This is a genomic window from Streptomyces sp. MUM 2J (genome assembly GCF_022414535.1).
In the GTDB taxonomy this organism is placed as follows: Bacteria; Actinomycetota; Actinomycetes; order Streptomycetales; family Streptomycetaceae; genus Streptomyces.
In genome coordinates, this window is sequence record NZ_JADWYM010000040.1 from 28,813 (window position 1) to 54,472 (window position 25,660).

The 25,660-nt window shown below is 73.4% G+C and carries 22 protein-coding genes and 1 pseudogene; 9 read left to right on the forward strand and 14 right to left on the reverse strand.

Annotation, left to right across the window (positions count from 1 at the left end; genetic code table 11):
* Positions 1-166: 166 nt before the first annotated feature.
* Positions 167-985, forward strand: a complete 819-nt coding sequence (locus I3F54_RS25855; RefSeq protein ID WP_240121312.1) for an SAM-dependent methyltransferase — start codon at positions 167-169, stop codon at positions 983-985.
* A 94-nt stretch (positions 986-1,079) separates the two neighbouring features.
* On the opposite strand, the gene I3F54_RS25860 is transcribed toward I3F54_RS25855, so the two are convergent.
* Positions 1,080-2,000: a helix-turn-helix transcriptional regulator gene (locus tag I3F54_RS25860; RefSeq protein ID WP_240121313.1), complete on the reverse strand. Its 921-nt coding sequence runs from the start codon at positions 1,998-2,000 to the stop codon at positions 1,080-1,082.
* A 114-nt stretch (positions 2,001-2,114) separates the two neighbouring features.
* Positions 2,115-2,345 carry a DUF397 domain-containing protein gene (locus I3F54_RS25865; protein ID WP_240121314.1) on the reverse strand — a complete coding sequence of 77 codons (231 nt, stop codon included), beginning with the start codon at positions 2,343-2,345 and terminating at the stop codon, positions 2,115-2,117.
* A gap of 168 nt (positions 2,346-2,513) precedes the next feature.
* On the opposite strand from I3F54_RS25865, the gene I3F54_RS25870 reads away from it, so the two are divergent.
* The gene (locus I3F54_RS25870; RefSeq protein ID WP_240121341.1) at positions 2,514-3,035 is read left to right on the forward strand and encodes a hypothetical protein; all 522 of its coding nucleotides are present in this window, start codon (positions 2,514-2,516) and stop codon (positions 3,033-3,035) included.
* A gap of 35 nt (positions 3,036-3,070) precedes the next feature.
* On the opposite strand, the gene I3F54_RS25875 is transcribed toward I3F54_RS25870, so the two are convergent.
* Positions 3,071-3,442: a hypothetical protein gene (locus I3F54_RS25875; RefSeq protein WP_240121315.1), complete on the reverse strand. Its 372-nt coding sequence runs from the start codon at positions 3,440-3,442 to the stop codon at positions 3,071-3,073.
* A 252-nt stretch (positions 3,443-3,694) separates the two neighbouring features.
* On the opposite strand from I3F54_RS25875, the gene I3F54_RS25880 reads away from it, so the two are divergent.
* Positions 3,695-3,973, forward strand: coding sequence for a DUF5133 domain-containing protein (locus I3F54_RS25880; RefSeq protein WP_240121316.1), 279 nt, complete (start codon positions 3,695-3,697; stop codon positions 3,971-3,973).
* Positions 3,974-4,122: 149 nt separating this feature from the next.
* Positions 4,123-4,341 (forward strand): hypothetical protein, encoded by a 219-nt coding sequence (locus I3F54_RS25885; protein ID WP_240121317.1) that lies wholly within the window; start codon positions 4,123-4,125, stop codon positions 4,339-4,341.
* A gap of 30 nt (positions 4,342-4,371) precedes the next feature.
* Here I3F54_RS25885 and tgmB read toward each other — a convergent pair whose 3' ends face one another.
* Together tgmB and tgmA are read right to left on the reverse strand one after the other, a co-directional pair.
* Complete coding sequence (gene tgmB, locus I3F54_RS25890) at positions 4,372-5,358, reverse strand: ATP-grasp ribosomal peptide maturase (protein ID WP_240121318.1); 987 nt, start codon at positions 5,356-5,358, stop codon at positions 4,372-4,374.
* 17 nt (positions 5,359-5,375) lie between these two features.
* Entirely contained in the window at positions 5,376-5,567 is a 192-nt protein-coding gene (gene tgmA, locus I3F54_RS25895) for a putative ATP-grasp-modified RiPP (protein WP_240121319.1), read from the reverse strand.
* A gap of 578 nt (positions 5,568-6,145) precedes the next feature.
* Between tgmA and I3F54_RS25900 the strand changes: the two genes are divergently transcribed.
* The gene (locus I3F54_RS25900) at positions 6,146-7,255 is read left to right on the forward strand and encodes a hypothetical protein (RefSeq protein ID WP_240121320.1); all 1,110 of its coding nucleotides are present in this window, start codon (positions 6,146-6,148) and stop codon (positions 7,253-7,255) included.
* 438 nt (positions 7,256-7,693) lie between these two features.
* Here I3F54_RS25900 and I3F54_RS25905 read toward each other — a convergent pair whose 3' ends face one another.
* The 5 genes and pseudogenes from I3F54_RS25905 to I3F54_RS32610 all read right to left on the reverse strand — a co-directional run.
* A complete protein-coding gene (locus I3F54_RS25905; protein WP_240121321.1) occupies positions 7,694-8,854 on the reverse strand; it encodes a hypothetical protein in 1,161 nt (386 codons plus the stop codon).
* 448 nt (positions 8,855-9,302) lie between these two features.
* Positions 9,303-9,878 (reverse strand): hypothetical protein, encoded by a 576-nt coding sequence (locus I3F54_RS25910; protein WP_240121322.1) that lies wholly within the window; start codon positions 9,876-9,878, stop codon positions 9,303-9,305.
* A 205-nt stretch (positions 9,879-10,083) separates the two neighbouring features.
* Entirely contained in the window at positions 10,084-11,448 is a 1,365-nt protein-coding gene (locus I3F54_RS25915; RefSeq protein WP_240121323.1) for an FAD-dependent oxidoreductase, read from the reverse strand.
* 140 nt (positions 11,449-11,588) lie between these two features.
* Positions 11,589-14,384, reverse strand: coding sequence for a SpoIIE family protein phosphatase/ATP-binding protein (locus I3F54_RS25920; RefSeq protein WP_240121324.1), 2,796 nt, complete (start codon positions 14,382-14,384; stop codon positions 11,589-11,591).
* A gap of 465 nt (positions 14,385-14,849) precedes the next feature.
* Positions 14,850-15,005: pseudogene (locus tag I3F54_RS32610) on the reverse strand (DUF6415 family natural product biosynthesis protein); the annotation flags it as partial.
* A 421-nt stretch (positions 15,006-15,426) separates the two neighbouring features.
* Here I3F54_RS32610 and I3F54_RS25925 point away from each other — a divergent pair.
* Complete coding sequence (locus tag I3F54_RS25925; RefSeq protein WP_240121325.1) at positions 15,427-15,903, forward strand: DUF3761 domain-containing protein; 477 nt, start codon at positions 15,427-15,429, stop codon at positions 15,901-15,903.
* 69 nt (positions 15,904-15,972) lie between these two features.
* On the opposite strand, the gene I3F54_RS25930 is transcribed toward I3F54_RS25925, so the two are convergent.
* Together I3F54_RS25930 and I3F54_RS25940 are read right to left on the reverse strand one after the other, a co-directional pair.
* Entirely contained in the window at positions 15,973-18,615 is a 2,643-nt protein-coding gene (locus I3F54_RS25930; protein WP_240121326.1) for a SpoIIE family protein phosphatase, read from the reverse strand.
* A 351-nt stretch (positions 18,616-18,966) separates the two neighbouring features.
* Positions 18,967-19,986 (reverse strand): aldo/keto reductase, encoded by a 1,020-nt coding sequence (locus I3F54_RS25940; protein ID WP_240121327.1) that lies wholly within the window; start codon positions 19,984-19,986, stop codon positions 18,967-18,969.
* Between the two features lie 74 nt (positions 19,987-20,060).
* Between I3F54_RS25940 and I3F54_RS25945 the strand changes: the two genes are divergently transcribed.
* Entirely contained in the window at positions 20,061-20,735 is a 675-nt protein-coding gene (locus I3F54_RS25945; RefSeq protein WP_240121328.1) for a TetR/AcrR family transcriptional regulator, read from the forward strand.
* Positions 20,736-21,036: 301 nt separating this feature from the next.
* The gene (gene rpmG, locus I3F54_RS25950; protein WP_240121329.1) at positions 21,037-21,201 is read left to right on the forward strand and encodes a 50S ribosomal protein L33; all 165 of its coding nucleotides are present in this window, start codon (positions 21,037-21,039) and stop codon (positions 21,199-21,201) included.
* A 161-nt stretch (positions 21,202-21,362) separates the two neighbouring features.
* On the opposite strand, the gene I3F54_RS25955 is transcribed toward rpmG, so the two are convergent.
* Both I3F54_RS25955 and I3F54_RS25960 read right to left on the reverse strand, forming a co-directional pair.
* A complete protein-coding gene (locus I3F54_RS25955; protein ID WP_240121330.1) occupies positions 21,363-22,712 on the reverse strand; it encodes a C40 family peptidase in 1,350 nt (449 codons plus the stop codon).
* Between the two features lie 342 nt (positions 22,713-23,054).
* Positions 23,055-23,408, reverse strand: a complete 354-nt coding sequence (locus I3F54_RS25960; protein ID WP_240121331.1) for an ArsR family transcriptional regulator — start codon at positions 23,406-23,408, stop codon at positions 23,055-23,057.
* A 530-nt stretch (positions 23,409-23,938) separates the two neighbouring features.
* Here I3F54_RS25960 and I3F54_RS25965 point away from each other — a divergent pair.
* A complete protein-coding gene (locus I3F54_RS25965; protein ID WP_240121332.1) occupies positions 23,939-25,660 on the forward strand; it encodes a hypothetical protein in 1,722 nt (573 codons plus the stop codon).

Here is a 25,660-nt window from a genome sequence, read left to right on the forward strand (position 1 = left end):
GGCACCGACCTGTCCACCCAGGTCTCCGTACCGCCGTCCGCTCCGACCTGCCCGGCGTGCCGGGCACGCCGCCGACGGAAGTCCCCGGATCGGTCGAGCGCAAGCATCCGACGCTGTACTCTCTGTCACACCGCACGAGTTGGGTCGGCACCGAGCTGGGGGAGCGATGCACACCGGTAAGCAGCTGTCCACGAAGATCGACGCGAGTGTGCCGACAGCCGCGCGCATGTACGACCACTATCTTGGCGGCAAGGACAACTACGCGGCCGACCGCGCGGCATGCGAGGAACTCGACAAGGTCGTCCCCAGTACGCGTGCCCTGGCGCTGAACAACCGGCGTTTCTTACAGCGTGTGGTGCGCACCCTCGCCGCCGAGTACGGAATCCGCCAGTTCCTGGACCATGGTTCGGGCCTGCCCACCCAGGACAACGTGCACCAGGTCGCCCAGCGCGTCGACCCCGGCAGCCACGTCGTCTACGTCGACAACGACCCCATGGTCCTGGTCCACGGTCGCGCCCTGCTGGAGCAGGACGAGCGCACCACCGTCATCCACGCGGACCTGCGGGAGACCGACGCCATTGTCGGTCACCCCGACACGCAGCGGCTGATCGACTTCTCGCAGCCCGTGGCCGTGCTGTTCAACTCCGTCTTCCACTGCATTCCGGACAGCGGGACCGACGGTCCGCCCGCGGTGGTCCGCCGGGTCGCCGAACGGCTGGCGCCCGGAAGCTTCATGGTGATGTGTCAGCTCGTCAGCGAGGATGCCGAGGTCCGGCGCTTCGTGACCGACTTCATGGAGCAGGCGACCGAGGGACACTGGGGCCGTGTCCGCGAGGAGAAGGACGTCGCGGCGTGGTTCGAGGGGATGGAGATCCTCGAACCCGGCCTGGTGGAGGTCTCCACCTGGCGCCCCGACAGCGAGGTGGCGCCCCGTCAGCTCACCCAGGAATGGATCGAGTTCGGCGGTGTCGGGCGACTGCGCTAGGGAGGGGTTCGACGGGAGCGCCCGCCGTCCGCAGGACCGGGTCCCGCGGCACTGCGACCTCCCGTCTCGGTGGCGCTCCGACCGGCGCGGTGCCTCACGGAGCGGGGTAGCGCTGCTCCAGCGTCTCCCGCAGCAGACTCAGCGACGCGCGCGGCTGGAGTGCCTCGTCGGCCAGCCGGTCCAGGGCGAGCCGGTACTCCTCCGTCTCGTCCCGGTCCTCCAGGAAGTTGGCGCTGCGGATGTGTTCCAGGTAGACCACGTCCGGCAGGTCCAGGCCGCCGAAGCGCAGGTACGTGACCGGAATGGCGGGTGCCGAGGCGTTCGTGGCGTCCAACGGCACCACCTGTACGGTGACATGGGGGCGTTGCGCCATGGCGATCAGTTGGGTGAGCTGCTCCCGCATGACGTCCTTGCCACCCAGCACCCGCAGCAGCACCGACTCGTCCACGATCGCCCACAACCGCGGGGCGTCCGCGCGGTGCAGCAGCTCGGCGCGGCGCGTGCGCAGCTCCACCCGGCGCTGCACCTCGCCGGACGGCGCGTTGGGCAGCCCGCGCTCCACCACGGCCCGGGCATAGGCCGGGGTCTGCAGCAGGCCCGGAACGTACTGGATCTCGAAAGTGCGGATGGTGGCCGCCGCCTCCTGCAACCCCACGAGCCGGTCGAACCACTCGGGCATGAGCCGCTTGTCGTAGCGCTGCCACCATCCCGGTTCACCGGCTCGCTGCAACAGCTTCAGCAGCACCGAGGCTTCGTACGCATCGGTGCGGTAGAGGTCCAGCAGCGCGCGGACGTCGCCCTCCGAGGGCGGGCGGCGGCCCTTGCCCGACTCGATGCGGGAGAGCTTGGCCCCGCTGAACCCCGCCGCGCGGGCGGCTTGGTCCTGGGAGAGCCCGGCGTCCTCCCGGAAGCCGGCCAACTGCACACCGACCAGCATCTTCAGCAGAGTGGGAGCGGGCTCGGGCCGGTCCAGATAGGATTCCAGGCGGGAGATGCGATGCGGTTCGGCGGACATCCTGACTCCCTGGGAACCGGCAGACGTGGAGCCCAGGGTACCGCACCGCGTCGGCTCCCAGGCCCTGTTCCCGCGCACATGCGCTGAGGTCGGGGAGCCGCGTCGCGGCCCGACTCACACCAGGTGGTCGAATTCGCCGTCCCGCGCGCCGGCCAGGAACGCCGCCACCTCGGCGGGTGTGTAGACGAGCGCGGGCCCGTCCGGATCACGGGAGTTGCGCAGGGCAACGCCACCGTCAGGCAGCGTGGCGATCTCCACGCAGTTTCCCTCGGCATTGCTGTGACGGCTCTTGGACCAGCGGACCTGGAGCGAACTGGCCCGCACTCCGTTCCGAACAGGTGACACCGCAGCCTCCTCGCTGTTCGCGCAATTTCGCGTGCAATTGCACGCTAGCACCATCGACGTGGATAATGGCCGCGGCGTCAACACTGCCGTGGGCGCCCGGACCTGACGCCGTCTCAGGGAGAAGCCGTGTCCTCATCAGCCCAGCGGGCGTCACGCAAGTCCAGCGGGATCGGCACGCACGCGCATCGCCACGCGCCCGCCGGAGCGCCGGCGTCCCGGGGCACGGCCCTCGCCGCGCTCGACCAGGTTCCGTGGGGTGAGATCAAGGACTCCACCGGTTCGGCCGCGGCCATTCCCGTCCTGCTGGACAGCGTCGCCAGGGGCGACGCCGAGACCGCCCGGGCGGCTCTCGACGAACTGCGCATGCGGATCTGCCAGTACGGCTTCGTCGTCGAGCAGGCCACCGCGGCCACCGTTCCCTTCCTGTGGGAACTGGCGCAGCTCCCGCACGTCACCTGTCGCGCCCGCATCATCCGGTTGCTGAAGAACATCGCCGACGCACGGCAGTGGGAGCGGACCGCCGCGATCTACCCCAAACTGCTCAACCGCCGCGAGAACCACGTCACCTGGGAGCGCGACGCCCGGCAGGCCGTCCACGCCCGCCGTGGCGCGCTGCACCGCCTGCTCGCCGACGACGACACCGAGATCGCCCGCGCCACCACGGAACTCGCCCGTACCCTGGGCGAGTAGACCCCGCACCGCCCAGCTGGCGGGGGCGGGTGCGGTCAGGCGGCGCTGCTGCGACGGGATTGTGCCCGGCAGGCCGTGTCGTGGTCGGTGCCCAGGCTGGTCCACCAGCGTTCGCAGCAGGCGGCGCCGAGTTCGGTCCGGACCGTCGCCTCGGTGGCGCAGCCCCGCGCCCGGTCGGTGGACGCCCGGGGCGGCCTCGTCCGGCCGGCGGCGTGTGCCGCCGTCTCCCGGCGCAGATCGCACAGCACGCTCTCGCGCACCACGGCGATGACCGGCACCACGCAGGCCGCGCCGAACAGGCAGCCGGCCCAGGCGAGGCCGTAGCGGAACTGGAGTTCGGCCGTCCAGGCGAGACCGGTGCTGGTGGTGGCGTAGAGCGTGTTCAGCAGGCGGCTGGACCAAGTCATGGGCGGGCACCGTTCGTAGCCGGGGACACGTGCCCTGTCCAACGCGTGCGGGCGCCGCGGGAAGCGGTCCACGGCTCGGTGACGACGGTTCGGGTGAATCGTGGTGCCGTGTCCGGATTCCGGCCGGGGGTGCGGTGTTGTGTGCGCAGACCCGGGCTTTACGCGGAATTTCCTGCAAGGGTGCGTGAAAAGCTCGCATAGTCCGGTCCAGGGCGGGCATACGGAGCAAAAAATGCAGAGAGGGGAACTCCGTTGCTCATGCCGGACCCGAAGACCGTCAGGATCCTGCTGACGCGGTACGCCACACTGAAGATCGCTCAGGCGGAGAGGGAGAGGGCGACGGCCGCCCGGGAACTGGAGGACGTGAGCTACACCCTGTGCGTCCTGATGGGCACGACGAGCCTGCAGGACGCGATCGCCAAGGCGGACGCCCTGCTCGAAGCGGGGCGCGGCGGCACCGACACGGCCGGCGGCGCCGGCGGTACGGTCGTCGGGAAGGAGGGTGAGACCGGTCTGTCACTGGCCGTTTGAGCCTTGTGTGCGCCCTGTGGGCGCGGGCACAGTTCCCTCCGACGGCGCAAGCACTCCGGCGGATTGCGTGTCCCGGGTTGCCGGGGCGCCTAGACTCGGCAGCCGTGCTCAAGGCACATGGACGGATGAGATGAAAGGCGCGTTGCCGGGTGTTCCACGATTCCCCCATCTATGACCGACTGATCGAGGAGTGCGGCGACGTGCCCGCCGAGGTGCGCCGGGAGGCCGAGCGAGTCAACAGGGAGCTGGAACTCGTTCTGCGTCCCCTGCAAACGCCCGGATTCCAGGAATCCTCCGGCGGCCGTACTCCGCAGCCGGGAACCGGGTGGCAGCGCACGGCGCTGCTGCCCGGCCCGCGGCCCCAGTGACGACCCGGCGCGGCGGAAACTGATACGGCCTCAGGGGAGCCTGGTCCCCGTGCGGTCAGCCTGCTGCGGCAGCTCGCCCGGCGCCGGCCTGCTCAGCCACTCGGCGATCGCCCGGGAGATCGGCTGGCCGGTGTCCACCTCCACGAAGCCGAACTGGCCCGACTGGTTGCACTCCAGGAACCACCAGGTTCCGTCGGCGTCCTCGGCGAAGTCGAATGCGCCGTACGCCAGTTCCGCCTCGGTCAGGTAGGCGCGAACGGCGTCGGCGATGCGTGGCGGCACCTCGGCGGGCAGCCACGGGCCGGAGGACGGCGCGAAGCGGACGTCGACCTGGTCGGGATCGGCGTCCGGGGCGGTGGGCTTGCGTGCCGCGAGCAGGGAGCCGCCCACGGCCGTCAACCGTACGTCCGCCCCCTTGGCGACCCGGCGCTGGAGCAGCGTCGGGCCGTAGGCGACGGCCGTGAAGTCGACGTCGGGGGCGACCCGGCTCGTCGGCACCGCCTGGGGCGGGTCCTGTGGATGCGCTCCGGAGACCGGCTTGACGACCAGGTCCGGGTAGCGCTCCGCGAACTCGCGGGCGGCCTGGGGAAACGTCGTGATCAGCGTGGCCGGCACGGGTAGCCCGCTGCGCTGGGCGAGCCGCAGTTGCCACGGCTTGTGCCGGGCACGGCGGGCCGCGTCCGGATGGTTCATCCAGCGGACCTGCGCGCCGCGGAGCATGCCGTAGAGCGCCTGCTCGGACTCCTCGGTCAGCCAGGGGGAGGGGGCGGCCGCCCGCGTCGCGGCGGCCCCGGGTCTGCGCATCCACACGGACCGCAGGCCGTCGAGGCTCACCAGGCGCCCGGCGGACGACAGGTGTCCGCGGAAGGCGCCGTGGACGTACTCCCCGGAGAGGGCGACGCCGCTCGTCAGGTCGGCGGGATCGAGCCGGACCACCGGGGCGCCCAGGGCGTGCAGGTGGACCACCACCATGTCCGCTGTGACGTCCTCTTCAGAGGTCAGGATCAACACGGTCATCGTCGTAGGTTCCGTGTTCAGTCGTCGAAGTGGGTCTTCGAGCCCGCGGTCGAGGTGGTGGTCCCCAGTTCTCTGAGCAAGACATGGTCGCGCGCCGCTATCCCACCGTCCAGGAGCACGTTCAGCTGCAGTCCGGAGTCGTATGTGTAGGGCGTGGCGAACTCCAACTCCGCCGCGGGGCGTGCGTAGTTGAGCGCGAACGGTTGCATCGTCTCTCCCTCTTCGGTACTGCCTCGAACAAGCGGAGCCGCTGAACGGCACCACTCGGCCCAGCGCGTTCCTGCGACCTCCAGTCACTTATACGAATCGAACGGGTGATTGGTTTCCTTACTCTCCGTAGTCATCGCGGAGTCGAGCCCCGGCGCCCGCCGCGCACAGCGCGGAGGAGGGGCGTGGGACAGGGGAGTTGCGGGGTGCGCGTCAGCAGGTGGCCTGGGGTCGGACGGTCGTGCTGGGTGCGGACCGTGCGGGCGGCAGGAGGGGCCTGCGGCCCGCTCTCAGGAGGTCCTGCCGGGTGCAGCCGGCCGCACCACGGGCGGTTGCCGGGACCGCGGGCACGGCGACGAGCGTGGTGGTCGAAGCCACGGGTCCTCCCCTGCGCGGTGCGCCGCGTCGCGTCTTAAGTTCCCCGCTTCTGATGGACGAATTCCCGTTTCCACCCCGTCCTCACACGTGTGCGCCGCCCGAGTGGCGATCACGGCGCCGGGACCGTAGTAATGGGCAGCGTCAAGTCGCGTGTCGCAGCTCGGGGCGCAGGAGCGACCGCACCCCTCACAGAGAGCCAAGCATGATCACCCGCTCTTCACGGCCCGGTCCGGACCGACCCGTCATCACCCGCTCCGACGCCACCGCCCACCCCGCTCCACAGCCCGCCGACGCAGAGCACCCGGTCGCGCCGGGCGCCGATCCGGGTGCCGACCCCGGCCCCGGTTCCGGAGACGACGCCGATCCCACCCCCGCCCCGGCCGGTGCGGACGGGACGAGCGGCGGCTACGCGGACCCCGTCACCGGCCTGCTCCACGTGGCCGCCGCCGAACGGCCGTTGGAGGACGTCGCCCGCCTCATCGCGCTGCTCGAACAGTCCGAGGACTGCGCCGCCACGGCGGCCGACATGCTCCACGCCCTCGGCACCCACCGGTCCGTGGAGGACGTGTCCCGGCTGGCCGCCCTGCTCTCCGGGCCGCCGCACCGCACCGGAGACGCGGACCGTATGATCCGCACCGCCGCCGAGCAGCGCCCCGTCGAGGAGGTCACGCGGCTGATGGCGCTCCTGCACAGCCCGCCCCTGGAACAGGGCCGCGGCTGCGAGGCCGTGCGGGCGGCGGCCACTGGACGCCCGGTCGAGGAACTCGCCGAACTCATAGAGCAACTCTCCCGCGAGCGGTCGGAACCCTCCGCCGGCACTCCCGCGTCCACGGGCCCCGCCACCCCCCACCCCTCCGCCGGTTCCCGGGACGCACGACCGGCCGGCTCCGCCCCCGCCGCGGGCGCCCGGCCACGACCGGCCGGCCCGGCACCGTGGACCGCCCGGCTCGCCACCGCGCTGCTCGCCCTGTGCGGTGCGGCGTACTTCCCGCTGCACCGCCACGGCGCACCCGCGGACGTGTACGCGCTGGCCCTGGCCCTGTCCGGGACCTGTCTGGCGCTGGCCCTGCTACTGGCTCTGAAGCCCTCGCGCGCCCTGTTGGGCGCGTGCGTCGCGGTCCCGGTGGCCCTGGCGGGTGCCCAGGTCCTCGCCGAGCGTTTCGGCCCGGCCGGTCTGGTGCGGTCCCTGGACCTCACCCTCGCACCGCCGTGGCTGGCCGGCCCGGCCGCCGTGGTCGCCGCGGCGGTGGCCCTGGCGGCTCTGCTGGTCCGGCCACCGGCACGACGGCGGGCGGGAGCCACCTCGCCCTGACCCCCGGCGCCGCGATCGGCCGCGCGCCGGTGCCCACGGGCCCGGCACGCGGCCGGCACCGCCGTCCTCGGGCACCCGGTCGTGGCCGGCGGGCGGTTCGCGGAAGCGGACACCGGCCGCAGGACGAGCGGAATCCGGCCGTGGAGCGTGTGAGGATTGTCACTCGGCCCGAAGCGGTCTCTCGGAGGGGCATCCGCCGGGAGGTCTCGACCGGGGCGGGCCGCCTGGGCGCCTGCTGGGCCCGCTGCGTCTTTCGGCGGGCCGCGGACGCCGGCCCGTCTGTGGCCGCCGCGGAAGTCGGGCCGACTCCGTCTCCGGGCGGCCCCTCCGCCACAGGGTCCTCCGCAGTGCGGCCGGGGATCCCGTGAGTCATCGGGCATCTGACGGTACGTCCGGGGAACCGGGTTCCGCCTCGTGTCGTGGGGGCGCCTGCGCCGCCTACGGGGCCGCGTGCCCCTCGGAGGCGTCCACCTCGCCGCCGTCTGCCCGGCGCGGTCCGGCGGGCGGGCGCAGGGACTTGGCAGTGCCCTTGAGCCGCTCCAGAGTACGCGTCAGCTGAGGGAAGGAGGGGCTGCCGGCCCGCGCGGCCGGCAGTGGCGGCGCCGGGCTGCTCCCCGCGGCCTCGCGGAGGGCGGCCAGCGCCTCGTGAGCCCGCTCGGCTGCCTCCCGGTACAGGTCACGGGAGTGGGTCATCGCCTCCAGTGCCTCCGCGTACATCGTCACGAGCCTGCGCTGGCGCTCCAGTTCCTCCTCCACGGTGAACAGGTGCCAGTGCTCCTGGAGCGTGGCCAGGGCTTCGCCGGCGCCCTCCGGCAGCGGGCGTGACAGGGCGGCGAAACGTGTCACCGCGTCGATGAGCTCGACGGGTTCGGAACCGTCGAGGAAGACGGTGCGCACCGTGAGGGCTCCGGTGTCCGAGCCGGACGGTGCCGGGATGCCGGGCAGCACGAGCGCACCTCCGCGCGGCACCTCGACGCCGAACTCGCGCAGCGCCCAGTTGACCGCCCGCAACTGGTGGGGCGCGGCGCGGTGCTCGACGACCCGGTGGTGCAGTCCGGGCGGCAGATACGGCGTCAGCGGTGCACGGCCCCGCTCGTCGGGTGTCATGGCCTCGTGGACGACGACGTGGACGTTCCAGCTGTCACGCACGGCGTCCCGGAGGACGCGGCGCATCGCCTTGTCGTCCTCGGGCAGCGCGTTGGGCCGGAGGTGACCCAGACCGGTGGGGGACTCGTGGGCCCACGTCCCGTCCGGCTCATGCGGCCAGAACATCTCGGACGGCGCCGGCCAGTGCAGGTCCCAGGGCTGGTCGGCCTGCGCGATCAGCGTCCACTCCTGCCCGTGGTCCGCACCTTCCGCGACCGTGAGCCCGGCCCGCACCGTGACGGTCCCCTCCACCTGCCAGCGGGCCTCGAACCCCCGGCGGCCCGGCGGGCACTCGTCCTCGGGCAGTTCCAGGAAGTCCTGCAGGGTCCCGGTGTCCTTGAGCGTCTGGAGACGGGCGCGGACGACCCCTGCCGCCGCGTACCCGAGGTGGCGGCCACGGGCCGTCCAGAGGGTGCGGGAAGGGTCGGTGCGGTCCTCGGGGGAGCTCGACATGGGTCCATTCGCGATGAGGGGCCGACGGGGTACGGCTGCCAGTATCGCCGCCGCCGGCCACCGGTGATCAAGCGGGGCCGGGGTGGGCGGGAGGCACCCGGAGCGCTCCGGCGGCGCGGCGGGCCGGGCACGCGCCCCTCCGCGCCGGCCGAGGCACAGACCCGTGACCGTGACGGTCGCCGCCGACTCCGCGCCGCAGGCGTCCCCCGTCCCGGGGCCGACCGGGGTGACGCCGTACGTCCGCGCCGGAGGATGCGCCGCGCGTGCGGTTCCGTCGCCCGGGGAATCGCACGGGAGGCGTGCGGCGCACTCGGGGTGTGCGCCGTTCACGACGGCCGGTTCGGTTCACACGTGGTCCTGGGCCGGCCGCCGCCCGAGAATCGTCCGGGCGGACAGGGCCGGCCCGTCATCCGCATCGGGGCAGGTCCTGTCCGTTTCGGGTGCCGTCTCAGGGGCCGCTGCGCCGCTCGCGGCCCCGTCGGCGCCGGCGGGACACCTGCGGCGGGCTGTCCGTGCCCGGGGGTGCGCTGAAGCCGCCCGGAACGAGTGGTGCGGGACCGGCCACTGACCCCGAAGGTACGGCGGCCGGTCGCGGACCGGGCTGGTCCGGCACCCGGCTCCGCTCCGCCGGCGTGGCGCGCGCGACCACCCGGGCGTGAGTGATCAGCGGGGCGCACGAGGTGCACACCTCGCACAGGGTCCAGACCCGGCCGACGGCGGGGTCGTGGCGCAGGAGGAGGACGACCGGGCCCGCGCAGCCGACCCGTGTGCCCTCGTGCGCGGCGCACCGCTGCTGCCTGCACCAGCAGGAGGCGTCCGCCCGCACCGCCGCGGCCTTCGCGTGGGCGGCGGCGTGTGCCTCTGCGAACCGGCGCAGTGCTGGGATGTCGTGGGAACGTGTCGGCATGGCGCACGTCGAGGAGCAGGTGACGGAGGCGGTGCGGTCGCGGTGACCGACGATCCGGATCGTCCACGAGCGGCCGGGCCTGCGGGCCGGCGGTGCATGAGGGTACGTGAGAGCCAACAGCGACACGTCCTTCGGGGAGGCGGAGGGCAGGAACAGGGGCGGCCACGGAGGAGGACCCCCCGTCCATCGGGAGTGACCCCGTTCACAGCATGCCCGTGACCTGCCGAAGCATTCCGGTTGCCCGCTCCTTCACCGCATCCGGCTTCCCCCGAGCGGAGGTGTGCCGCCGCCCGGAGGAGCCCCCCGGGCGGCGGCGAAGGGCCTACGCCCCGCTCTCCCGCAGCATGTCCTCACGCTCGACGATCTTCACCCGTTCGCGCCCCTGCGGTTCGCCCAGGGCGCGTTCGGCGGCATCCAGCCGGTACCAGCCCTCCCAGGTGGTGAAGCGTACGTTCCGGTCAGTGAGGAAGGCGTCCACGGCTGCGGGATCGGGCGCGGCGGGCGTGTGCAGGCGTCCGTTCGCGTGGTCGTCGAGGAGGTTGGCCACCGTCTCGTTCGCGTCCCCCTTGGTGTGGCCGATCAGGCCGATCGGGCCCCGGCGGATCCAGCCGGTGACGTAGACCGACTGCAGGTGCGCGCCGCTGTCCTCGATGACCCGGCCGCCTTCGTCCGGGACCGTGCCCGACTCCATGTCCCAGGGCAGCTTGGGGAGCCGGTCCGAGAGGTAGCCCACGGCGCGGTAGACCGCGCTGACGTCCCAGTCCGTGAACCGGCCGGTGCCCTTCACGTTCCCGGTGCCGTCCAGCTCCGTGCGCTCGGTGCGCAGCCCGACGACCCTGCCGTCCTCGCCGAGGATCTCGGTCGGCGACTCGAAGAAGTGCAGGAACAGCTTGTGGGGGCGGTCGCCGGTGTCCCGGATCGCCCAGTTCTCCAGCGTCTTGGCGACCATGTCGGCCTGCTTGTTGCCGCGCCGCGTCGCGATCGAGCCGTCGTCGTAGTCGATGTCCTCGGGATCGACGATGACCTCGATGCTGGGGGAGTGGTCGAGCTCGCGCAGTTCCATCGGGCTGAACTTCGCCTGAGCGGGGCCGCGGCGGCCGAAGACGTGGATCTCCTTGGCCCCGTTGGCCCTGAGGCCGTCGTGGACGTTCGCCGGGATCTCCGTGGGCAGCAGCTCGTCCGCCGTCTTGGCGAGGATGCGGGCGACGTCGAGGGCGACGTTGCCGACGCCGAGCACGGCGACCTTCTCCGCCTCCAGGGGCCAGGTGCGGGGCACGTCCGGGTGGCCGTCGTACCAGGAGACGAAGTCGGCGGCGCCGTACGAGCCGTCGAGGTCGATCCCGGGGACGGGCAGGGACCGGTCGGCCGTCGCGCCGGTGGAGAACACCACCGCGTCGTAGAACGCGCGCAGGTCGTCCAGGCTGATGTCGGTCGGGTAGTCGACGTTGCCGAAGAGACGGATCTGCGGCTTGTCGAGGACCTGGTGGAGCGCGGTGACGATGCCCTTGATGCGGGGGTGGTCGGGGGCGACACCGTAGCGGATCAGGCCGAAGGGCGCCGGCATGCGCTCGAAGAGGTCGATGGAGACACCGGGGTCGGCGGCCACGGCGGACTTGAGCAGCGCGTCGGCGGCGTAGATCCCGGCGGGGCCGGCTCCGACAATGGCTACCCGCAGGGGGCGGGGCATGATCAGGTTCCCTTCGAGCGGCAATGGATCAACTCGACGGGAAGCCTAAACTGAGGCAAACCTAAGTCGGTACGGGGGTCCGGTCTATGACGTCATAAGGGCCGCTTATGGGATGTCAAAGAGGTCGCTGGGGGTGTGGCCTACGGTAGCGGCTGCTCCGTCCAGATGATCTTGCCGTTCGGCGTGTACCGCGTGCCCCAGCGCTCGGCGAGCTGCGCCACCAGGAACAGGCCCCGCCCGCCCTCGTCCGACAGGGCCGCATAGCGCAGGTGCGGCGAGGTGCTGCTGCTGTCGAACACCTCGCAGATCAGCGTGCGGTCCAGGAGCAGCCGCACCCGCACCGGCGCACTGCCGTAGCGGATCGCGTTGGTCACCAGCTCGCTCAGGATCAGCTCCGTGGTGAACTCCAGCTCTTCCAGGCCCCACTCGGCCAGCTGCCGCCCGACGAGCGCCCTGACCTGCCGCACCGCTGCCGGATCCATCGGCACCTCCCGCTCGGCGACCCGGTCGGCACCCAGCGCCCGGGTGCGGGCGACGAGGAGGGCGATGTCGTCGTTCGGGCGGGCCGGCAGGAGCGCGTCGAGCACCGCCTGGCAGGTGTCCTCGGGCGAGTCCGCCCGGACCAGCGCGCCGCGCAGCAGTTCCAGGCCGGTGTCTATGTCCCGTTCCCGGTCCTCGACCAGGCCGTCGGTGTACAGCACCAGCCGGCTGCCTTCCGCCAGCTGCAGCTCCGTCGCCTCGAACGGCAGCCCGCCCACGCCGAGCGGCGGCCCGGCCGGCGCGTCGGAGAACGCCACCGTGCCGTCCGGTGCGACCACCGCCGGCGGCGGATGGCCGGCCCGGGCCATGGTGCAGCGACGCGTCACCGGGTCGTAGACGGCGTACAGGCAGGTCGCACCGGTGACGGGAGCGGCGGTGCCGTCGGAGGCCTCGTCCTGGTCGATCCGGCCGACGAGCTCGTCCAGCAGCGTGAGCAACTCGTCCGGCGCCAGGTCGAGGGCGGAGAAGTTGTGCACCGCCGTGCGCAGTCGCCCCATCGTGGCCGCCGCGTGCAGCCCGTGCCCCACCACGTCGCCCACGACGAGCGCCACCCTGGCCCCGGACAGCGGCAGGACGTCGAACCAGTCCCCGCCCACCCCGGCCTGCGCCGGCAGATAGCGGTAGGCGATGTCCAGGGCGTTCTGCGCGGGCAGGCTGCGTGGCAGCAGGCTGCGCTGCAGAGTCACCGCCAGACCGTGCTCGCGCGTGTAGCGGCGGGCGTTGTCGATGGACACGGCCGCGCGCGCCACCAGCTCCTCGGCCAGCGCCACCTCGTCGGCGTCGAAGGGCTCGGGCCGCTCCGAGCGCCAGAACGTGACCACGCCCAGAACCAGCGCGCCCGCCCGCACCGGCACGGTGATCAGGGAGTGGATCCCGAAGTCCACGATCTGTGCCGAGCGCTCCCGGTCCTGCACCTGCCAGCCCGAAGCGGCGGCCAGGTCGGGCTCGGTGACGGGCAGCCCGGTGCGCAGGCTGCGTGCCTGCGGTGAGGAGTCGACGAACCGGATCTGCTCGCCCAGCGGATACAGCGGCGCGTCCTTGCTGATCCCGCTCAGCGCCGTGCGCCGCAGCGAACTGCCGACCTCGGGCTCCTCACCGGCGAGCACGGCGTCGAACAGATCCACGGTGGCGAAGTCGGCGAACCGCGGCACGGCGAGCTCGGCCAGCTCCTCGGCGGTGCGGCCGACGTCCAGCCCCGTGCCGACGGTCACCCCGGCGTCGTACAGCAGGTGCAACCGTTCACGGGCCGCCTCCGCCCGGCCGGACAGGGCCCGCAGCTCGGTGGAGTCCCGCAGCGTGGCGACGCTGCCGGACGGGCCGCCCGCCAGGTCGGTGGGCCGCTGGTTGATGGCCAGCAGCCGGTCACCGACCAGATGCACCTCGTCCGTGGCGACGCGGCCGGAGGCCAGCAGGGCCGCCGTCTCCGGGTCCAGGCCCAGCTCCCGGACCTGCCGCCGCTCGGCGTCGTCGGGCAGGTGCAGCAGCCGGTGCGCCTCGTCGTTGGCGAGCAGCAGCTCCCCCTCGCCGCCGATGATGATCACGCCCTCCCGCACCGAGTGCAGTACGGCGTCGTGGTGCTCGTACATCCGGGTCATCTCGCGCGGCCCCAGGCCGTGGGTCTGGCGCAGCAGCCGCCTGCTGACCAGCGCGGTGCCCGCCGTGGCCAGGGCCAGGGCCACACCCGCGGCCCCGAGCAGCAGCGGCAGCTGCCGGTCGGCGACACCGCCCACGTGCTTGGTGGTGATGCCGGACGACACCAGCCCCACCACGGTGCCGTCGGGCGTCTTGACCGGCACCGTCGCCTGCACCAGTCGGCCGATGGTCCCGTTGATCTCCTCGACGACGGTCCCCCCGGCCAGCGCGGGCGCGATGGTCCCCACGAACTTCTTGCCGATGCGGTCCGGCTTCGGGTGCGTGTAGCGGATCCCCTCGGTGTCGGTGACCACGATGAAGTCGACGCCCGCCGCCATGCGGGCCGCCTCCGCGCTCGGCTGGAGCACCGCCGTGGGATCCGGGCTGCGCAGCGCGGCCACGATGCCGGGAGAGTTGGCGAACGTCTCGGCGACCGCGAGCGAACGGCCACGGGCCTCCCGTGTCGTGTCGCTGCGCGACTGCAGCAGCAGGGCGATCACCGCGGCCAGCACCAGCAGCAGGACGATGACGACTTGGAAGACGAACACCTGTCCCGCCAGGCTGCGCCCGCCCAGCGCCGCCCGCAGCGCCGCGCTCCACCGCCTTCGGCCCCCGCCGTCCCGCGGCACCGCACGTCCCTTGTCATGCGCCCCGCCGGGCGCCCGTCCCGCGGACGAGCGCCGGACCCGGTCGTGTGCGGCCGCGGAGCGCGTGCCGCCGGGACGAGGCGACCGGGTCCCGGATCGACCCAGAAGTCGGACCATGTGCCTACCCTACAGGTCGTACGTACAGGGTCGTGAGGTGTAGGCGGCGCGGAAAAGACCAGGTCAGGGCCGCATGAGTCACCCTCGCCCACCAGGGATGTGAGACGTCTGTGAGACGGGTAGGCGCCCGTCCGGGTGAGCGGCGCGCCCGTTCAGGTCACTCCCCGTGCCCCAACCGGCACAAAAGGGTCTGCTCCGCCGGAGGCATCCGGACCTCCGGCGGAGCGGCTGATCGTTTGAGCCCCGGACGGCCCGCATACCCGATGGGCCGTCACAATGGGTGTCGGGGCCGGTGCTGACATCCGGACATGCGCCGGGCATCCGACGGCAGGGACATCCGGGGGTGCGACCCTGACCCCGCGGTCGCCTGAGGCGCGTCCGGCAGGAGGGCGCGCCCGCGCCACCACCAGGGCGAGGACCGGGGCGGTCGCGGCCGCGACGTACGCGTGCAGACCGGGGGTGCCCTCACGGCACGGTCCCCAGCGTGATGCCGTCGTGGTGGTCGCACAGCGCGTTCAGCACGCGGGCCAGTCGCCGCGCGTGGCCCGGGGCGCCGCCGTACCGGGTGCTGGGCTCCGTGCGCTGCCGGTCACGGGCCTCGCCCAGGCAGGCGAGGTGGCATCTTGAGACATCACGGCGTTGCCCCTCCTGGCAGCTTCGTCACGGCCAGAGCAGGGGCAAGGCCGTTGGCATGCGGGTGGGTCGCACCACCGCACGCGTGGCTTGCGGAACAGGGCAGCCGGCGTGCCGCCGGAGCACGTCCGTGCCGGTGCGATTCGTGCGCCCCGCCATGACACCGAGCGTGCCCTTGACGCCGCCGAAGCCCGTGTTGCTCCCCCAGCCGCGCCAGTTCCGAAGCCGGCGGCCGCAGCATCCGGTTCCTGCGGCCCTCTGGAGTCGTGGCAGCGGCCCACGGTCTGGACGATCGTGGTGAGGGGGGCAGCGTGGTCGACGTCACGAACAGGTGACCGCCGCACGATTCCTCTGACGTTCAGTCACACCCGGCGCTACGGTCGTGCCTTCCAGCACCTTGGGGGGACAGATGAGCAACCCGTATGCCATACCGCCGCAGCCGCCCGCGCCGAGGACGCCGAAGTGGGGGCGGAAGCGGTACGTGCTGCCTGCGATCGGCCTGGCCTTCTTCCTGGGCATCGGCGCCGGCGCCGGCGACCCGGACGACGGAAGCAGCGCGAAGCCCGCAGCCCAGACGGTACGGCCGACAGCGACGGTCACCGCGACGGCCACGGTCACGGAGACCCCGGAGCCGGAGCCCGCGCCGACGGTGACGGTGACGGAGACGGAGACGGTGAAGGTCAGGGTGACCGTGACGGCGCAAGCGGCTGCCGCCGGCTCGGGGAGCAGTGGCGGCTCGTCGGGCGGTGGCGGTTCTGGCTCGTCGGGCGGTTCGAGCAGCGGCAGTGGTGCCACCGCGCTGTGCAACGACGGCACCCTCTCGTACGCGGCACATCATCAGGGCGCATGTTCGCACCACGGGGGTGTGGCCGTGTTCTACAGGTAGACGGGAGGCCGGCCGTCTGCCGGGAGACACCTGCCTCGTGTGCGCGCGAAGGCGGGTCGCACCCGCCCGTCACACGCAGTGGCGCGCGGCGAGGAGGAGGGCGATGTCGTCGGGGCGGTCGACGGCCTGCCGCGCGGTGGCGGTGAGCTTGTCGGCGAGATCGGCCAGCGGAGTGTCCGGCGGCCCGTCCGACCCGGCCAGGGCGTGACGCAGGGCGGTGATTCCGTCGTCGATGTCGGTGCCGGGCCGCTCGACCAGACCGTCTGTGTACAGGGCGAGCACCGCACCCGCCTCCAGCTCCAGTTCGGCCACCGGATAGTGGGCGCGCGCGTCGACACCGAGCACGACACCGCCGGGCAGGTCCACGACCTCCGTACGGCCGTCCGCGTGACGCAGCAGCGGGGGCGGATGCCCCGCGCGCACCACTCGGGCCCGCCCGGTGGCCGGGTCCAGCCGGACGTAGCAGCAGCTCGCGAACTGGCCCGGGTCGAGGTCGATGAGGAGGTGGTTCGTGCCGCTGATGACCTCCTCGGGCGGCCGGTCCCCCAGCGCGAACGCCCGTACGGCGCTGCGCAGCTGCCCCATGGTGGCCGCGGCCTGCACCCCGTGCCCCTGCACGTCCCCGATGACCAGGGCCAGCCCGTCCCCGGCCTCCACGACGTCGTACCAGTCCCCGCCCACGTCCATTCCCTCGGTGCCGGGCAGATAGCGGCCGGCTGCCTCGACCTGCGGGTGCGTGGCCAGCCGTTGGGGGAGCAGGGCGCGCTGCAGCCCGCGGGCGAGGGCGGCCTCGGTGTCGTAGCGCTGGGCCTTCTCCATCGCGTGGGCGATCAGACCGGCCAGCGCGGTGAGTACCGTGCGCTCCTCGGTGCTGAAGCTGCGCGGCCGGTCGAAGCCGAGGATGCACGAGCCCACGGGGCGGCCGGAGGCGATCAGCGGCAGGAAGGCGCGGGCGCCCTCCGTCGCGTCGAGCGGGATGCCCGGATAGGCGGCCTGGAGCTGCTGCATGGAGTCGAAGAACAGCGGGCGGCCCGTGGTGAGCGTCTCCACGCCCGGCAGCCGGGCGTCCAGCCCGACGCCCTCGAACGGGGACAGGAAACCATCCGGGAAGCCGGTCTCCCACGCCAGGTACAGATGCCGGTCCTGCAGGAGGTAGATGGCGAGCCTCCGGCCGCCGAACGCGGGCAGCAGCTCCTGCATCACCACCGCCGACACCTGCCGCGCCGTCACCGCCTCGTTGAGCGCGATGGCCAGGACGATCGGCCGGTAGGGCAGGGACTCCGGGTCCGGCCCCGGCGGCGCGGCCGCGTCGGCCACCGGGGTGTCCGAGACCCGGCCGGCCGGGGCGACCGTGCAGGTCAGCAGGTCCTCCCCGGGGTAGAGGGAGAGGGCGAGCCAGTCGCCCTCGTACGGCGGAGGATGAGGGCCGGCGCCGGTATCGGGCGAGGCGGCGCGCTGCCCGGACGCGGGGGGCGGGGCACCGGCGGCCGCTTCCGGTCCCGGTCCAGCGGCCGGCTCGGGCGGCCGGACGGTGCCGGCAGGCCGCACCGCGTCCTCGGCGTCCCGGGGCTGTGATCCGCGGGCGGGTCCCGGCGGGCCGTCCTCGTCGCGGGTGGGGCGCCGGGTGTGGAAGTGCACCGGTTCGGGCGCCAGGAGGGCGCCGCGCAGATGGTCCTCGTTGCCGGGGCTCCCCAGCCACGGCACGGTCTCCCACAGCGAGCGGCCCAGCAGCCGGTCGCGGGCCACACCCAGCAGGAGCGCGGCGCGCGGGTTGGCGTAGACGACCACTCCGAGTCGGTCCACGCAGAACACGCCCTCGGGCAGCAGCTCGGCAGCCGCGTGGGCCGGCGAGACGGGTTCGAGCACCGCTCCGCTGACGTGGAGCGGGCCGTGGCCGGAACCCGTGGTGCGCGGGTTCCACACGTCCAGCAGCCGCAGGGCGCCGTCCGCGGTGTGCACCGGCACCGGCACGATCGGGGGAATGCCGTGTGCCGCTTCGTGCAGGACCACGGAGAGCCGCTCGGCGTCCTCCGGGGCGACCGCCGACACCAGCGTGTCCAGGGTGCCGGGCTCCCCGGTCCGCGGCAGGCCCAGCATGCTGCGGGCGCGGAGGTCCGCGGTGAGGTGGTCGGTCTCCGGTTCCCAGCCGAAGCAGCCGACACGTCCGGTCTGAGGGTCCACCGGTGGTGCGTGCACGCACAGTGGCGGCTCGTCCCAGACGACGGGTTCCCCGCGTTCCAGACCGACCAGCGCCTTCGCCAGGTCGTGGGCGACGCGTGTCAGTCCTTCCCGGTCCGCCACGATCTCCGTGACGTCCTGGGCGGACGGCCGCAGTACCGTCAGCACGCCGAAGGACCGCAGCGGCGTCGCGACCGGCACGCTCAGCGACCCGAAGGGGAACGGCAGCCCGGCGGCGAACTGGGGGTAGCGGCGCATCGCCTCGGTGGCGTTCGGCAGCACCACGGCCACGCCCAGCCGGTGCGCGTCGGCGATCGGGAAGGGACGGTCGGTGTGCACCCGCCACCAGGGCTGGAAGAGTTCGCCCGGCAGCCCCGCCAGGGTGGCCAGCCGCAGCAGCCCCGGCGTGCGCGAGCACAGGTAGACGCCCGCGGCGCGCCCGCTTGCCGCGCGGGCCGCGTCCGTCGCGGCCTCGGCCAGCAGCGTGGCCAGCCGCCCGGGTGTCCCCGGACCGTCCCCGGCGCTCCCAGTCATCGCCCTACCTCGTCCGTGCGCCGCCGCGTGGGCGACACAGCAAGGATGCGCCAGGCGCGCCCCGCCGCGCATCCGCTCGACGGCGTGCCGGCACCCGGGCGGGCGGTCCGCGACCTGGGACACCGCCCGGTCCGGCGCGATGGGCCGAACGGGGGGACAGGTCCCCGAGCGGTGCTCCCTGCCCGGCCCACCTGGGCGTTTTCAGGGTGGGCCGGGGCCGGAGGGGTGGGGGCTGCCCTCCGGCCGGCGGGCCCCGCGGTGGTCCGGGGCCCCGGTGCCTGTCCCAGGGACCGCTGCGTGCCCCTGGGACAGCGGGACCACTGCCGGGCAGAGGCCGGACGACCGGCTCGGTCAGCGGCGCCGCAGCGACGCGTCGAGCAGCGCGGGCGGCGTGTCGTGCTTCTCGTGCGGGGCCAGGTCGGTGCCCGGGGCGACGACCGCGTCGATCGCGTCGAGGACGTCCGCGGAGAGCACCGTGTCGGCGGCGGCGAGCTGCGAGCGCAGGTGCTCCGGGGTGCGGGGTCCGATCAGCGCGCCGGTCACGGCGGGGTGTGCGGTCACGAAACCCAGGGCGAGCTCGATGAGCGTCAGGCCGGCCTCCTCCGCCACCCCGGCCAGCCGCTCGACGGCGTCGAGCCGGGCCCGGTTGTGCGCAAGGGTCATGTCGAAGCGTTCCGGAAGGAGCGCCGACCGGTGGGTGGCGACATCCCGGCCCCGGCGGACCGCGCCGGTCAGCCATCCCGACGCCAGCGGGCTCCACGCCAGCACCCCGAGCCCGTACTGCTCGGCCACGGGCAGGACGTGCGCCTCCACTCCCCGCTGCAGGATCGAGTAGCTCGGCTGTTCGGTGACGTAGCGGCTCAGGTGGTGGTCGCGGGCGGCCCACTGCGCCTGCACGATGCGGTGAGCCGGGAAGGTCGAAGAGCCGAAGTAGCGGATCTTACCGGCGCGCTGCAGGTCGGTCAGGGCCGACAGGGTCTCCTCGTCGCTGGTGTCCGGGTCCCACCGGTGGATCTGGTAGAGGTCGACGTGGTCAACGCCGAGGCGGCGGAGGCTGTCCTCCAGAGCGGTGACCAGCCAGCGGCGGGAGCTGCCCCGGTGGTTGCGCTCGTCGCCCATCGGCATGGTCGCCTTCGTGGCCAGGACGACGTCGTCGCGGCGCCCGGCCAAGGCCTTGCCGACCATCTCCTCGGACTCGCCGGCGCTGTACCAGTCGGCCGTGTCGATGAGGTTGATCCCCGCCTCCAGCGAGGCATCGACGAGGGCGGTCGCCTCGTCCTGGGTGGTGCGGCCGATGCGGCCGAAGTTCATCGCGCCGAGCGCGAGCGTGCTGACCTGTACGCCGGTGCGGCCCATAGGGCGGTACTGCATGGCTGTGCTCCTCCGTCGTGAAGGGGGCTCTCGATCACGGGCACGGCTTGGTGGCCGGATCCCGCTCTGGCATCATGAGCAAACGGAACCTCGTTCCGGAACGACGATACGGAACGTTGTTCCGTTTCGGCAAGGCGGTGTGGAAGGGGTGCGTGGTGAAGGACGGCGCGGAGGGTGTGGGGCGAGCGGCTCCGTCCGGGCGGAAGGACGCCCGGCGCAACAAGGAGGCGTTGCTCGATGCCGCCGCCGCGGTCTTCGTCACGTCGGGCGTCGATGCGCCCGTGCGCGACATCGCGGCCAGGGCGGGCGTCGGGCTCGGCACGATCTACCGGCACTTCCCGACGCGGGCCGACCTGATCATCGCCGTCTACCGGCACCAGGTCGACGCCTGCGCCGAGGCCGGCCCGGACCTGCTGGAGAGCAGCACGTCGCCCGCTGCCGCACTGGCGCAGTGGATCGACCTCTTCGTCGACTTCCTGGTCACCAAGCACGGCCTCGCCGCGGTACTGCGGTCCGACGACGCCGGATTCGAGGCGCTGCACGCGTACTTCCTCGACCGGCTCGTGCCCGTGTGCACCCGCCTGCTCGACGCCGCGGCCGATGCCGGTGAGGTCCGCTCCGACCTGGGGGCGTACGAGTTGATGCGCGGCGTCGGAAACCTTTGCATCGGTGCCGACAGCGACCCCCGCTACGACGCCCGCCGACTGGTCGCGGCGCTCGTCGCGGGGCTCCGGACGCCGCCGCTGTAGTGCCGCTCCGGGCGGCGGGCCCTGCCGGGCGCCCGGAGCGGGTGCCCGGGGTGTGAGGGCCGTCCACGGGTCGGCGGGCAGGGCGGTCGGATGCCGGTCCTGGCCGGTTGGGCGATGCCCTGCGCGGCACCGCGGGCTCCGTGCCCGGCGCCACCGGACGCACCCGGCCCCCGCCCCCTGTCCTCCGTGGCGCCCGCGTCCGCACGGGTGCGGGAATGTCCTCGCGAGCAGTGCCGTTGAGGGGCCTGTGACTGGCATGCGCCGATCAACCAGGTGGTGCCGGTCCGCGAAAGGAGATCCCGTGGCACACAGCACCGCGCGCCCCGTCGTCCGGCTGAAGTCGACGGCCGGAACCGGCGTCACCTATGTGACGCGCAAGAACCGTCTCAGCGACCCCGGCCGGCTGGTCCTGCGCAAGTACGACCCCGTGGCCGGGCAGCACGTGCTCTTCCGTGAGGAACGCTGACCCCCGGCACGACGCGCGTCGCGGACACCGCGGGCGCCCACGGGAGCGTTTCCACCGACGTTACGGCCGGCCCGGAGCGGCCCGCGGCCGACCGAGGCGCAGGGAGGGATCCGGACGAGTCCGGACCTTCCCACGGGACGCGGCCGCACCGCGCCGGACCGTCAGCCCGGCCGTACGACGCCGTCGACCGGGCCGGCCTGATGCAGCGGCTCCTCGCGTATGAACGCCCCCGGGCCGGGCGCGTGCACGACCGTGCCGTCGCCGGTGCACAGGCCGACGTGGTCGGGGGTGTCCTGGAAGAACACCAGGTCCCCCGGGCGGGCGGAGCTCAGGGAGACCGGCGCTCCGGCGAGCGCCTGGTCGTGCGCGGACCGCGGCAGGAGGACTCCGGCCGCCAGCCACGCCGCGCGCACCAGACTGGCCCCGTCGTAGGAATCGGGCCCCGTCGCGCCCCACACGCAGGGCTTGCCCGCCTGTGCCCGGGCGAAGACGACGGCGGGCGCGGCCTTGCCGTCCGGGGTCGCCTCCGCGGTGGTGACCTGCGGGAGCGGGGCCGCGGAGGGCACCTCCGGCGGCAGGGGCATGCCGGTCCCGGGCGGCAGCGGTGACACGGCGGGCGGCAGGGCCACGGCGGTCTCGGGCAGTAGGGACACGCCGGTCCCGGGCGGCAGCGGTGACACGGCGGGCGGCAGTGTGCTCGGGGCGTGGCGCGCTGTGTCGAGATCGGACGTCGGGAGCGGCGCCGGGGTGGCCGGTGCCGTGTCGAAGCCCCCGAGTCGGGTGAACCCGGTGTCACCGAACGGTGCCTGAGCCTGCGCCACCTGACGGGACAGCAGGGCGCGGGCGGCGGCGAGACCGGTCTGCGTGCGCTCCTTGGCCTCCTCGGGAGAGCGGCGCTGCCGCTGTTCCGCGGCGCCCGTTCCGGGCCGCCCCGTCCTGCCTTCCGGGAGCACCGGGGGCGCGGCCACGGCCGGCAGGCTCTGCGACTGCTCCGGACCGGGCCCGGGCGACGCCGCCGGAAGCGCGGCGGCGGCTTCGCCCGTGAGGGCGGCCGCCCGACCGCGGCCGGGGCGTTCCGCGGGCTGCGACGGGGCCGGCTCCGGGGCGTCGGTCCCGGGCCGGAGCGCGCGACGCCGGGCCGGAGCGGCCGGCGTCCGTTCCGCGGGCCGTACGGCCGGCACCGTCGGGCCCAGCTTGGCACGCGCCACGTCGAACCACTGGCGGGTCGATGCCCCCGGCGCCGAGGCGGACCGCCCGCCCGGGTCCTTGCCCGACCGGGTCTGTGACGCGGCCCTCGCGCGGGTGGCGTTGAAGGTGCCGGTGTCGTTCTCCGCGAGGTTGTACAGGGCGGCGATGCGCTGCTGGACCTCCTCCCGGCTGGGCCCGCCGTCCTCCGCGATCGGGGTGGTGTCCCCGGAGAGCGCCGCGCGGGAGGGGGCGGCCTGATCGAGACGCGTGTCGTGCCCCTGAGCGGGCCCGGCGGTGGGGATCAAGTTGCGTTCCGGCGCCATCGCTGCCGTGCTCCTCCCATGCTCCGCCTGCCGTACCGGCCGTCGGCCCGGCAGTGGTCGCATGGACGGACTAGCCGTGCTGACCTGCCGCTCGGGCAGTCGGCCGAACGCAGGCCAGGGGGGCGAGCCCCGGCTGCGGCGCCCGCTGTGGCGGGCCGGATTCGGCGGAGGCCGCGCGGCCCGGCGCAGTTCGCCGGAGTCTCCCGTGCGACCCGAGCGTCAACCTAGCCAACGTGTGTACCTCGTGTGAAGGTTGAGGCGAGGAATGTCCGATACGTATTCGTGATGTTTGCGTTGCCGTACAGATGCGGTGACGGTCGGTCGCGTTGTGGGCGCGAACCTTCAGCCGGTGCCGGCGGACCGGCCCGGCGCGGCCCGCCGGTTGCGGTCCGCCTCGTCGAGGACGAGGAGCGACAGGAGGGAGGCGACGGTGAGGCCGAGACCGGCTTCGGCCGGATGGCGCAGAACCTTGGTCGGGTCGATCCGGTAGGCGTTGCCGCGCCCCTCGCGGGTGTGCGAGAGGTACCCGTCCCGCTCCAGATCGACAATGATCTTCTGCACCGCGCGCTCGGTGAGGCGGCAGTGCACGGCGATGTCGCGGATGCGTGCGGTGTGGTCGTCGGCGATCGTCGCCAGGACCCGGGCGTGATTGGTGAGGAACGTCCACCCCGTGTGCGACACCGGCACTCCCTCCATGCGGCGAGTCTACGGTCCGGTGTTCGTGTGAACAAAAGCCCGCAGTGGATCTGGTGTATCGCTGGACGTGACAGCCCGGGGCGGACACCGGGGCGGGTGAGCGTGCCGCGAGCGGCCCGGGCGGCGCCGAAGGCGCTTGACGGCGCCGCCGACCGCGACAGCGGCGGACAACTGCGGGACCGTCACGGGATCGGGGCGTGACCGGGGCGGCGGACGTGGTCCACGGTCACGCCGGACGTCGTTGCTCCGACATGACGCGCGCACTCCTGCGCGGCAGGCGGTGACCGTCGGCCGGTGCCGCCGCCGTTCAGGTCTCCCTCGGCGGTGCGGGTCGCGCCCGTAGGGCACGGGAGCGAAACCCCGGCGCGTTCCCGGCGCCCGCCCCGTTCCCCGCCGTCCGCACGGTATATGTGCAGCACGGCAGCACGGCAGCACGGCAGCACGGCAGCACGGCAGCACGGCAGCACGGCAGCACGGCAGCACGGCAGCACGGCAGCACGGCAGCACGGCAGCACGGCCAGGAGGGACGCATGGACTACTACGACCTCGGCACCCACACCCGCCCGGTGACGACCTCGTCACCGCAGGCCCAGACCTGGTTCGACCGCGGGCTGGTGTGGACGTACGCCTTCCACCACGAGGAGGCCGTCGCCTGCTTCGAGGCCGCCGCAGCGGCCGACCCCGACTGCGCCATGGCCCACTGGGGCATCGCCTACGCACTCGGCCCCAACTACAACAAGCCCTGGGACTTCTTCGACGAACAGGATCTGGCCCGTACCGTCGACCGCACCCACGCCGCGGTCGAACGCGCCCACACGGCGGCGCTGCGTGCCACCCCCGTGGAGCGTGCCCTGATCGAGGCGCTGAGGGCCCGCTACCCGCAGGCTCGCCCCGCACCGGACTGCTCGGTGTGGAACGCGCCCTACGCCGACCGGATGCGCGCCGTCCACGACCTCGCCCCCGACGACCCGGACATCGCCGCCCTGTTCGCCGACGCGCTGATGAACCTCACTCCATGGCAACTGTGGGACCTGCGCACCGGCGAGCCAGCGGAGGGAGCCAGGACGCTGGAGGCGAAGGAGGTCCTCGACCGCGTGCTGGCCACCGACGCAGGTCTGCGCCACCCGGGTGCGCTGCACCTGTACATCCATCTCATGGAGATGTCCCCGTCGCCCGAGGTGGCCCTGCCCGTCGCGGACCGGTTGCGCGGTCTGGTCCCCGACGCCGGTCACCTGCTCCACATGCCCTCGCACCTGGAGGTGCTGTGCGGTGACTACCGCCGTGTCGTCTCCGACAACACCGCCGCGGTCGCCGCCGACGCCACCTACCTCGCGCGTTCGGGGGCGATGAACTTCTACACCCTCTACCGGGCGCACAACCACCACTTCAGGATCTACGGCGCCATGTTCCTGGGAGCCTCCCGGGTCGCCCTGGAGGCCGCCGCACAGTTGGAGGATTGTATTCCGGAGGAGTTGCTGCGGGTGCAGAGCCCTCCGATGGCCGACTGGCTGGAGGCGTTCGGCGCCATGCGCGTCCACGTACTGATCCGCTTCGGCCACTGGGACGACATCCTCCGCCTGCCGCTGCCCGCCGACCCCGCCCTGTACTGCACGACCACCGCGATGCTCCACTACGCCCGCGGCGTCGCCCTCGCGGCGACCGGCCGTATCGAGGAGGCGGAGGAGGAGCGCGTCCTGTTCCGTGCCGCGGTCGCCCGCGTCCCGGCCACGCGCATGCTCTTCAACAACACCTGCGCCGACATCCTCGCGATCGCCTCCGCGATGCTCGACGGCGAGCTGGAGTACCGCAAGGGCGACCACGAGGCGGCCTTCGCCGCGCTCGCCCACTCGGTCGAACTGGACGACACCCTGCCCTACGACGAGCCCTGGGGCTGGATGCAGCCCACCCGACACGCCCTGGGCGCCCTGCTGCTGGAACAGGGCCGGGTCCGGGACGCCGAGGCGGTCTACCGCGCCGACCTGGGCCTGGACGGGGCCCTGCCGCGCCCGCTGCAGCACCCCGGCAACGTCTGGGCCCTGCACGGTCTCCACGAGTGCCTGGTCCGCCTCGGCAGGACGGGGGAGGCACAGATCGTCGCCCAGCAGCTGAGGATCGCGACCGCTCTTGCGGACGTGCCCATCGAGTCCTCCTGCTTCTGCCGTCTGGAGACGGTCCCGCCCACCGGGACCGCCGCGGACGGCTGCTGCGACTCCTCGGACGGACCGACCGGGCCGGCGGACCGGTTCCGGTGA